The sequence below is a fragment of the Caballeronia sp. SEWSISQ10-4 2 genome, from assembly GCF_030464885.1.
GTDB lineage: Bacteria > Pseudomonadota > Gammaproteobacteria > Burkholderiales > Burkholderiaceae > Caballeronia.
In genome coordinates, this window is record NZ_JALPRJ010000094.1 from 18,337 (window position 1) to 28,373 (window position 10,037).

Consider the following 10,037-nt stretch of genomic DNA (forward strand, 5'->3'; position numbering starts at 1 on the left):
GCAACCGTGTCGCCGCGTCAGTCGGTGGCCCGTTTTGAACGGAACGGCATCCGTTGCTCGGGGATGGTGACCTGCCCGCCTTTCTCCTTGGCGGCACGGAATGGTTCGAGCCACTGTGCCCAGAAGCCGGCCGGCATATAGGTTTCGTCGTCGCCGATCAGGTGGCTCGCCGCCTTGCCCTTCGGAAGATAGAAGGTGCCGAACACGTGGTCCCACACCATCAGTTGCGTGCCGAAGTTCTTGTCGTACGCCTCCGGGGTGTCTTTCACGTGATGCCAGCGGTGCACTTCCGGTGCACTGACGATGTAGTTGATAAAGCCCGCCTTCATATCGACGTTCGCGTGACTCAGGAAGTTGATCGCCGCGGACAGAAAGCTGTTGAACAGCAGCACTTCCGCCGACGCGCCGGACAGCGCGAGCATGCCGTACGAAAACAGGCTGGTGGTAAAGAACCCGATCGGATGACCGTAGCCCGAGTTGAGCCACGACAGGCGCCGCAGCTTGTGATGCAGCGAGTGGAAGCGCCAGCCGCCCGCGTGCATCCAGCGGTGATTCCAATACAGCCCGAATTCCCAGATCACGAACGACAGACACACCTGCACCGCGAACGGCAGGCTGGACGGCCACCAAGGCGCGGAGCCATCCACCCCGCGCCAGTACACGACAAACCAGCCGAACAGTGCGAACGCGACCGCCTTGCCGACGTTATGGCCGAGAAACGCGGAAATGAACGTGCTGCCGATCTCATTGATGAACTGGTCGTCCGGCGATTGCCACGGCTTGTGAAACGGCATCACCCATTCCAGCAAACCGGTGAACGCCATCATGCCGAGCGTGGCGGCGTAGTAGACCAGCACCGGATGCTCGGTGAACTCGCGATGCAACGCGATATACAACGAGATGCCGAACACCAGATAAAACGGGCCGACCAGTCGCCGCGCGACTTCGTACCCCGACAGTTTCGATATGGTCATGACTTCCTCGTGGAAACATTCAGCGAAAGTTGGGAACAGTGCGCGCAGATCACGCCGCGGCTCGCACGCGCGGGTTGTCGCCCCCGTCGCGGCTGAAGAACAACACCAGCGTCGTACGATGGCCGTCCTCGACCCGCTTTACTTCGTGACGCAAGTCGCAGCGGCTGACCAGCACCGAGCGATATTCGGTCATGTAGGTACGGTGATCGTCTTCAGCGCGATGCACGACGAACGCGCCGCCCTGGTAGTCGTCGCCCAGTTGCAACACGATCGAGATCTCGTAGTCCGGGTTGCTGTCCTGATCGAGATGCAGACCGATAAACGAGCCGGTTTCCATGCGGTTGATCTGGACGCGGCGCACGTACAGTTTCTCGGCGTCGAGCGCGCCCTCGAAATACGACACGACGCGCTCCGACGTCAAAATCGGCAGCATCTGCTGCGCGAGCGCATCGTTGACGACACGCGGCCGGTCGACGTCGGTTATGAACCGAGCGACGTATACGTCGTTCGGTTCGTCGGCGTCGCCGACCACGACTTTCTCCCAGGGCAATTCAGGGCTGCGAGCAATCCGTTCGATCTCTTCCCACTCGCTGCGCGAGAAGAATTGAGTGCTTTCCGGCAGATAGATGCTGCCCGTATCGTTGAGCGACGCGGCAGGATTCAGCAATTCGACGAGAGTGTTCATGGATTAATACCCCAAGATGAAAAGAAGAATGACTGGGCTGCGACGACCCGCTCGTGCATCAGACAGCGACTCGCTGCGCCCGGCGCGCTGCCGCGTCGGCGTCCAGACTGGCCTTGTGTCTGCGTCCCCATTCGAGCAGACCGAACGGGTCCTGCACACCGCGGCACAAATGGTCGCGCTGGACCAGCAGGTTCTCGACATAACCCCACGTTTCGGCCATCGGGCCGAACGGGGACGGCAGGCCTTCATTGGCCGCGCGCTCCGGCGCGATCTGCCAGAAGTTCACCTTGGGACTGCGGTGATGAAAATCGTGGCTCGGCAGGTCCTGCATAAAGGAGTACACGCGCAGCGGAATATCGACGAGCAGCGTGCCGGCCGTCCAGGTCGCGAGCTTGCCTAGTTTGACGAGGCCCTTGTCGTCGACCGGATAGGGACGGCCGAAGAAGCGGCCCCAACTCAGCGACGCGTAATAGACTTCCTGCGACACGTCGGCCGGACGCTCGGGAAACCACAGATGCTCGGCCACGTGCTGCAGCCACGACGAGTGCTGCGTGACGAAGAAGATCGGAAACAGGTAGTAGAGCGCGAATGCCGGCCACAGATGCGCAACCGAGACCAGCGTCACCAGCACCGCCCAGTAAGCGATGCGGGCAATCCGTTCGGAGCGCGTCGCGACCACGAAGCTTTGGTCGAAGCGAAACTTCAGATGCTCCCAGATCCGCATCGGGGAAAACGGTGCGAACACCACGAGAAACCAGAAGCGCCGTTCGGACATGCCCTTGTAGAAACCATGCGAGGTCATGAACTGCTGGTCCGGGTCGATGTCGGTGCAAAACGTGCTGCGGCTATGGTGATCCTTGATGTGGATGAGCATGTAGTTCTCCCACGTCGTATGCAGGATCGGCACTGACAGCATCCACTTGCACAGAAAACGCGCGAGCTTGCGGTTGCTGATGCCTGCGCCGTGGATCGTGTAGTGGAACGTGTGCAGCATGCCGCGCTGCCGGTTCATCACCATCACGATGATCGGCACGGACAGCAGCGCCTTCGCGTACCACGGCAAGTCCGCGTGCAGGAGGCGGTTGCCGAGCAGCGTCCCGCCGATCAACACCGCATAAGCCCAACTGACGTGCAGCAGCAATTGCCATACTTTCAACAGCGTTTCTTCCGGCGCTTTCGGCGGCTCGCTGTTCAGCGACTTGCCGGTGACCCACGTCCAGAACGGCTGAAAAGGCAGATTGCGATAGGTCTCGCGAACATTGAAACCGTAGCCATGCGCCGAATAGCGGGTCGCGAAATCGTTGGGTTGCTTCACCGTACACTCTCCTCTTCCCGGGAATCTTCGGCGTGCCGGATCGCCGCGCCGGCCGGTGTCCGGATGGCCAGCGCCGGGCTCCTCTGGCTGCTTTGGTTGCTGGCGTCCAGCGGTGCGGTATCGACGATGTAATCGGTCTTGCGGTAAATCACCGCGATTTTTTGGGCGAACGAATAGAACGGCGCCATCCGCGAATGATCGACGCCCAGCACCACGAAATTGCGGTACAGCTTCGCGTAGACCTCGCCCATCAATGCATATTCGGCAGCCTGGCGCAGGAAGATCTGCCACAGCTTGTCGTCGTCGGCGTTGTCGAACCATGCGCCGTACAGCGGCATCCGCGACGCGTAGATCGCGTCGACATCCGCCTCGCTCAAGCCGGTCTGACCGTAATCGCTGCGCGCGAGCGACTGATAGATTTCCTCGTGCCGCGCGATCCAGTTCGCTTCGCCGCCGACCACCCCGAAGAAGAACGACTGGGACACCGGCCGCTGCACCGCATTGGAGATCGCGGCGATCTGCTGGCGCACCTGCGCGATGAAATCGTGCTGGCTGATTTTCAGCGACGACGAACTGTCGACGAACGCGAGCGACTCGAAATCGCCGCCGAACAGGCTGACCTCGTGACGTACGCCGAGCTCGTCGAGACAGCGCTCGACCGCCGGCAGGATCGCGATGAACTTGTTGCCGGCAAGGCCCGGCTGCGAACCGAGCGACTCGAACGTATAGCGCACCGTGTCGGCCTCCGCGGTATACGAATAGTCCGGGCAGATCGCCGACACCACTGTCAGCGGTTCGTCGCCTTGCGTCGCCAGCGTGAGTGCTTCAAGAAAACGGAAAAAGGTCGCGCTGTCGGGATAGACGAGCGTGGCGTCCTGGAACAGCTGCTCGACCGAAGCGAACAGCGCGCCGAATTTCGCGCTGCGACCGTATCGCTTCTCGAGCTCGCTCAAGCGTCCGATCCGCTCGTTTAACAGCATCGTCAGCAACGACGGTAATCGGCCGTCCACTTTGAATTCATACAGGTTCGAGCGCAGCCGCCCTTGTGTATCGAAGCGATACTCGAACTCCGGGTACTTCTCAAGGAGCAACTGATAGAAGATGACATTGCCGAAGCCGCTGCGCTTTTCATCGATGAAACGGCGCTTCGCGAGATAGGCTTTTTTCAGGTCAACCAGACGGCCTCGCAAGCGCTCTGCATCTTCGTTGTACAACGAGGTGTCGAGCCGCACCTCCATGCCGTACCGTATGGCCTTGAGAATTTCACGGCTCCGCTTGGCATCGAATAGAATCGTCTGGTTCATACTTGGAACCACTCCTGATGTCCGGTTTAGGCAAACAGATGCCATATGGCCGTCAGGCCGTATTTCTGGCAATTTGCGCGTTTCACATTTCGTATGGGCGAGCACTTTCCGATGCCCAATCGCATCTTTTTAGACAATCGATAAAAATTTAAAAAAATGCTCCCAACGAGATACGAAATCTCGCTAATAGAATTTAGACAATGACCGAACTTGAACAACATCCGGAACTACCAGACCGCAATGAAGCCTGCGCTGAAGCAGCAGCAAAACTGGCAATGAAGCAGTACTTGACCAGCGGAATCGTATTCGTGACTTCAAACAGATACTGACGCGAAGCTGAGTAGTCAGCGGTCGGGCGTTGCCCTCTCCTTCTCGACAAGCACCCAGACTGACCGGATCAACGGACAGAACAAGCTCGATGGGCCGGATACCCTTTGTGACGGTCCAGCGGGATATCACTGACCATCCGGGAAATAACAATAGGACAAACAATCAGCTCTGTAAAGTGCCACTTAACGAATCCAAATAGCACAAAATGGACAGATCAAAAATTCCTTACCATCCATTTCAGTTCAAACTGATAGGACCGCAAAACGACGCAGGACCTGTCATATTTGGACACCACTCCTGATGTCTGGTTTAGGCAAACAGATGCCATATGGCCGTCAGGCCGTATTTCTGGCAATTTGCGCGTTTCACATTTCGTATGGGCGAGCACTTTCCGATGCCCAATCGCATCTTTTTAGACAATCGATAAAAATTTAAAAAAATGCTCCCAACGAGATACGAAATCTCGCTAATAGAATTTAGACAATGACCGAACTTGAACAACATCCGGAACTACCAGACCGCAATGAAGCCTGCGCTGAAGCAGCAGCAAAACTGGCAATGAAGCAGTACTTGACCAGCGGAATCGTATTCGTGACTTCAAACAGATACTGACGCGAAGCTGAGTAGTCAGCGGTCGGGCGTTGCCCTCTCCTTCTCGACAAGCACCCAGACTGACCGGATCAACGGACAGAATAAGCTCGATGGGCCGGATACCCTTTGTGACGGTCCAGCGGGATATCACTGACCATCCGGGAAATAACAATAGGACAAACAATCAGCTCTGTAAAGTGCCACTTAACGAATCCAAATAGCACAAAATGGACAGATCAAAAATTCCTTACCATCCATTTCAGTTCAAACTGATAGGACCGCAAAACGACGCAGGACCTGTCATATTTGGACACCACTCCTGATGTCTGGTTTAGGCGAGCAGATGCCATATGGCCGTCATCTGGCAATTTGCGCGTTTCACATTTCGTATGGGCGAGCACTTTCCGATGCCCAATCGCATCTTTTTAGACAATCGATAAAAATTTAAAAAAATGCTCCCAACGAGATACGAAATCTCGCTAATAGAATTTAGACAATGACCGAACTTGAACAACATCCGGAACTACCAGACCGCAATGAAGCCTGCGCTGAAGCAGCAGCAAAACTGGCAATGAAGCAGTACTTGACCAGCGGAATCGTATTCGTGACTTCAAACAGATACTGACGCGAAGCTGAGTAGTCAGCGGTCGGGCGTTGCCCTCTCCTTCTCGACAAGCACCCAGACTGACTGGATCAACGGACAGAACAAGCTCGATGGGCCGGACGACCCTTTGTAACGGTCCAGCGGAATATCACTGACCATCCGCAGAGAAACAATAAAACAAACAATCGGCTCTGTAAAGTGCTACTTAACAAATCCAAATGACATAAAATAGATGGGTTAGAACAATTCCTTACCATCCATTTCAGTTCAAACTGATAGGACCGCAAAATGGCGCAGGATCTTCCGCAATACGCAATAACGACTAGTGCGGCGCGCGCACGTAAGCGTCTGACTGTGGCGCTCTGGACTACGAATCTGTCTTCCGTGATTGCGAGTAATCTTACATATATATATCTAGCAAGTTTTATATATCGGCAGACAGGGCGGATCGAGTGGTCAAATATCACTCTTATGTGCCCGATGGCTATTCCGGTGGTAGCGTGTTTTGGCATTGCATCGATTACTCGCCGCTCAGGGCCGCGCCGAATCTTTGCTGTCGCCAACGGGTGCGCGCTCGGCATCACTCTATTGCTGTTGCTGGTACTCGGTCACTATCCGCTGGCCGCACTGGCTGGTGCCACTCTGATAGGCGTCGTCGATGCCTTGCAGCGTGTGACACGCATCGTCGCGCTCAAGGCTTTCTATCCTGACGGGGATGTAAAAACCGCCGTGCCGATCGCGCTGAGCGCGCAGTTCATCGCCGGCGGTCTAGCGGGTGTGTTGATGGGTCTCGCGCCGAACGAAGCAGCACCGGCCGTCGTCTTGCCGTGGATCGGCGCGCTGTTTGCGCTTGCCGGCGCAGTGAGTCTGCTTTTACCGGTGGTACCGACACAGCATGCGAGCACTGTCGAAGCCAACAGCAGCGTGAGCAAATTGCTCGGCGCATTGGACGCCCATCCGGAGATGCGAGGTCACTTCGTGCGTGTAGTTATGTTCATCGGTGTATTCCAGGGCTTCTATAACCTGTCGCGCGTCGCGTTACCCGCTCATCTGCTAAACCTCTCAGACCACTACGTCGGCTTATTGCAGTTGCTGAGCAGCGCCGCGATGCTGGTTGGCGCCAGTTGCTTCTATGCTAGCGCCAGGCGTGGCTGGCGTTTCGCAGGCAGGCGTGAGGCGGCCCTGATCGGGATCTGTATCGGAGCGTCGACGATGGCGGTCACCCTCCACTCGCCGGCTCTCAACTTCGCGCTCTACTTCGTCTATATCCTCGCGTTTGAGATCATGTTCCTTCAATGCCAGGCGGACCTCGTCGAAGCCTGCCCGCGCGAGCACGTCGGTACAATGGCCGCGTACCAATACGCGGCGATGTATGTTGCGATGATGGTAATCATGGGCCTCGGTAGTGTGGCCGTACCGTTTATCGGTCTGAACGGCGTCGCACTCGCGTGCGGCGTGCTGTATGTGTTGCTGTATGCACGGACACGCAGCCGGCCGAAGCCGGCCTGACACGTGCTTCATTCTCCGTAACCTTCTCCCTTCTTACATCGGAGCACTGCCGCCATGCTAACCGTTCTTGGTAAGTCCACTTCGATCAACGTCCGCAAAGTGCTGTGGACCTGCAGGGAACTCGGCCTCGCGTTCGACAACCCGCAATGGGGCGCCGGCCATCGCAGCACCGACGATCCCGAATTTCTCTCGCTCAATCCGGTGGGATTGGTGCCGGTACTGATCGACGGCGACTTCGTGCTGAGCGAATCGAACACCATCGTCCGTTACCTCGCGAACGCTTACGGCGCCGATTCCGCGTTACTGCCGCTCGCACCACGCGAACGCGCGTTAGTCGAAAAATGGATGGACTGGCAGGCTACCGAACTGAACGGTGCGTGGCGTTATGCGTTTACGAGCCTGGTGCGCAACGATCCTTCAAAGCAGGATCGTGCGCTGCTGAACGAAAGCATCAGCACGTGGCTGAAGATGATGCGGATTCTCGACGCACAACTCGAACGCACTAGCGCGTTCGTCGCAGGCGCGCGACTGACGGCTGCGGACATCGTGATCGGCGTGTCGGTGCAACGCTGGTATTCAACGCCGTTTGCTCGGCCGGAGCTTCCGTCGGTGCGTCGGTATTTCGAGCGGCTGGGCGAGCGCGCGGGATTTCAGGAGTTCGTTGGGAATGGTGTGCCGTAATCGGGTTGCTCACGGCCTTGTTGCAGCATGAGCTCGCCGTTTGTCAGTTTGTTATCCAGACGTGCCAATAAACCCACCACTCGACGGACAGGCGGGCGAGCTGGGCGAGATAGCCGGCATCAACCTGTCGAATACCTGAGAACCTTCCGATGCACGACACGCCATCCGACCAGCGCAGCGTCATGCACGACGTAAATTTCCGCTGGCTGCTCAGCGGCAGCGTCATTTCGATGCTGGGCGATCAACTCACCGTTCTGGCGTTGCCATGGCTGGTCCTGAAGATGACCGGCAGCGCATTCGCGACCGGCATGATCATAGCGACGACCGGTGCGCCCCGAGCGATCTTCATCCTGATCGGTGGCGCGCTGGTCGACCGCTATACGCCCAAACGCGTGCTGTTGTTGACCAAATACGTCAACGCGACCCTGCTCGGACTGCTGGCGTTGATGGTACTTAGCGGTCACGTCGTACTCGACATTGTTTTCGCACTCGCACTGGGTATCGGGCTGGCGTCGGCATTCAGCATTCCCTCCGGGACCGCAGTGCTGCCTCACGTGCTCCCCACGCAGAACCTGCAGATGGCGAATACCCTGATGATGGGGACGCGTCAGGTGACGCTGCTCGCGGGGCCATTGCTGGCCGGTTTGCTGATCGCGCTGGCCGGCGAGGATGCAACCCTGCCCGTCGCCGATGCACGTGGACTAGGCCTTGCCTTCGGCTTCGATTGCCTGAGTTTCGTCGTCTCGGCGTGGACGCTGGCCAGAGTGCGCGTGCGGCACATGCCAGAGCCGCAGCGCGAGCAGGCGGTCCTGAGCGCAGTCCGCGCCGGGCTGGCGACGGTCTGGCATGACCGGGACATGCGCACCTGTTTTTGCTACTGGGCGGTCGTCATGTTTTGCATCGGCGGCTCCATGCAAGTGGCGCTGCCGGTGTTGGCGCACACCCGGTTGCATGGCGCCGGCTCCCTCGGCCAACTGATGGGCGCGCACGGCGCAGGCAGCCTGATCGGCATGGTGGCTACCGCGGTGGTTGGCAAGCGCCGCGCCGGTAGCCTCGGCAACACGCTGCTGCTGCTCGACGCCGTTGCCGGCGCCTTCCTGATCCCGCTAGGTTTCATCACCGCTGCGTGGCAAGGAGTGGTCTTGCTGCTGGTAGTCGGCGCACTCGGAGGGTTCATGCAGGTGGCCGTGTTTACCTGGCTGCAAAGGCGCGTGCAGCCGGTGATGCTGGGCCGCGCCATGAGTATCTTCATGTTTATCTTCATGGGGCTCGCGCCGCTGTCTGCGTTGAGCACGGGCTGGTTGATGCAATACGTCAGTCTGACGCAACTCTTCGCCGGCAGCGGTTGCTTCCTGCTCGGCGTAGCTGCCCTCACTTTCATCTTTACGCCGATGCGGCACGTGGCCGACCCACCGCCGGGCGCCCCGAACCAAAGTACGTCCTTTCATTGAACGAGAAAAAACCTCATGCCACAAATCCACATTGTTTTCGACGTTGTTGGGGGTGTTTGACGAAAGGGGCGACAAAGTACTAAGGCCGCGATGGGTCAGGTACAGAGACGTTCACAGTCACCAGGCCGCAAAAGCCTGACAGAGCTGCTGGGCGCGTTTAATTTCATCGCTGTGCAGATAGCGTAAATGTGCTGCAGCACATTTTATCTATCTGAAGGTGGCCACGAGCACGGTTTGTGCGACCACCAGCCCCTTTGACCTGCTCCCTCAACCGGTTGCGCCTGATCCACCAGAAGAACCGCCAGCGAACTTCTGAGCGCGTCCATGAAGATCGCGCCACTGGAAGTGGCGGACGTGTTGCGTCGCTACGGCGCAGCGTATCGTCAAATCCATGCCGGGTCACTCAGTCTCGCCCAGCGGCGCATCATGAGCGCGGTTGAGCTATGCCGGACCGCTGCGCTCGGCGGACATGTCGAACAGTGCGATGCCTGCGGCCATCAACGCATCGCCTATAACAGCTGCCGGAATCGCCACTGTCCTAGATACTATGTAAGGGGCCAGCGAAAGTAAGCTCCCGAGAGTAAAACGAGGAT

Annotated in this window: 10 protein-coding genes and 1 pseudogene; 7 read left to right on the plus strand and 4 right to left on the minus strand. The window is 58.0% G+C overall.

The window, feature by feature from the left end; all coding sequences use genetic code 11:
• Nucleotides 1-17: 17 nt before the first annotated feature.
• Genes M0D69_RS37635 through M0D69_RS37650 form a run of 4 tightly spaced genes read right to left on the minus strand, consistent with a single transcriptional unit; the run spans nucleotide 18 to nucleotide 4,278 of the window.
• Nucleotides 18-974 (minus strand): sterol desaturase family protein, encoded by a 957-nt coding sequence (locus M0D69_RS37635; RefSeq protein WP_301786885.1) that lies wholly within the window; start codon nucleotides 972-974, stop codon nucleotides 18-20.
• A gap of 49 nt (nucleotides 975-1,023) precedes the next feature.
• Complete coding sequence (locus M0D69_RS37640; protein ID WP_301786886.1) at nucleotides 1,024-1,659, minus strand: 2OG-Fe(II) oxygenase; 636 nt, start codon at nucleotides 1,657-1,659, stop codon at nucleotides 1,024-1,026.
• A 58-nt stretch (nucleotides 1,660-1,717) separates the two neighbouring features.
• Nucleotides 1,718-2,974: a fatty acid desaturase gene (locus tag M0D69_RS37645; RefSeq protein WP_301786887.1), complete on the minus strand. Its 1,257-nt coding sequence runs from the start codon at nucleotides 2,972-2,974 to the stop codon at nucleotides 1,718-1,720.
• On the minus strand, nucleotides 2,971-4,278 hold the full coding sequence (locus M0D69_RS37650; protein WP_301786888.1) for a hypothetical protein: 1,308 nt from the start codon (nucleotides 4,276-4,278) through the stop codon (nucleotides 2,971-2,973). Before M0D69_RS37650 ends, M0D69_RS37645 begins: the two co-directional genes overlap by 4 nt.
• 200 nt (nucleotides 4,279-4,478) lie before the next feature.
• On the opposite strand from M0D69_RS37650, the gene M0D69_RS37655 reads away from it, so the two are divergent.
• The 7 genes and pseudogenes from M0D69_RS37655 to M0D69_RS37685 form a co-directional block, all read left to right on the plus strand.
• Nucleotides 4,479-4,607: a hypothetical protein gene (locus tag M0D69_RS37655; RefSeq protein ID WP_301786889.1), complete on the plus strand. Its 129-nt coding sequence runs from the start codon at nucleotides 4,479-4,481 to the stop codon at nucleotides 4,605-4,607.
• Nucleotides 4,608-5,091: 484 nt separating this feature from the next.
• Nucleotides 5,092-5,220, plus strand: coding sequence for a hypothetical protein (locus tag M0D69_RS37660; protein ID WP_301786889.1), 129 nt, complete (start codon nucleotides 5,092-5,094; stop codon nucleotides 5,218-5,220).
• Nucleotides 5,221-5,695: 475 nt separating this feature from the next.
• Nucleotides 5,696-5,824 (plus strand): hypothetical protein, encoded by a 129-nt coding sequence (locus tag M0D69_RS37665; protein ID WP_301786889.1) that lies wholly within the window; start codon nucleotides 5,696-5,698, stop codon nucleotides 5,822-5,824.
• A 267-nt stretch (nucleotides 5,825-6,091) separates the two neighbouring features.
• On the plus strand, nucleotides 6,092-7,312 hold the full coding sequence (locus tag M0D69_RS37670; protein WP_367619817.1) for an MFS transporter: 1,221 nt from the start codon (nucleotides 6,092-6,094) through the stop codon (nucleotides 7,310-7,312).
• A gap of 54 nt (nucleotides 7,313-7,366) precedes the next feature.
• On the plus strand, nucleotides 7,367-7,993 hold the full coding sequence (locus M0D69_RS37675) for a glutathione S-transferase family protein (RefSeq protein ID WP_301786891.1): 627 nt from the start codon (nucleotides 7,367-7,369) through the stop codon (nucleotides 7,991-7,993).
• A 149-nt stretch (nucleotides 7,994-8,142) separates the two neighbouring features.
• Complete coding sequence (locus M0D69_RS37680; protein ID WP_301786892.1) at nucleotides 8,143-9,444, plus strand: MFS transporter; 1,302 nt, start codon at nucleotides 8,143-8,145, stop codon at nucleotides 9,442-9,444.
• Nucleotides 9,445-9,768: 324 nt separating this feature from the next.
• Nucleotides 9,769-9,987: pseudogene (locus M0D69_RS37685) on the plus strand (transposase zinc-binding domain-containing protein); the annotation flags it as partial.
• Nucleotides 9,988-10,037: the final 50 nt, after the last annotated feature.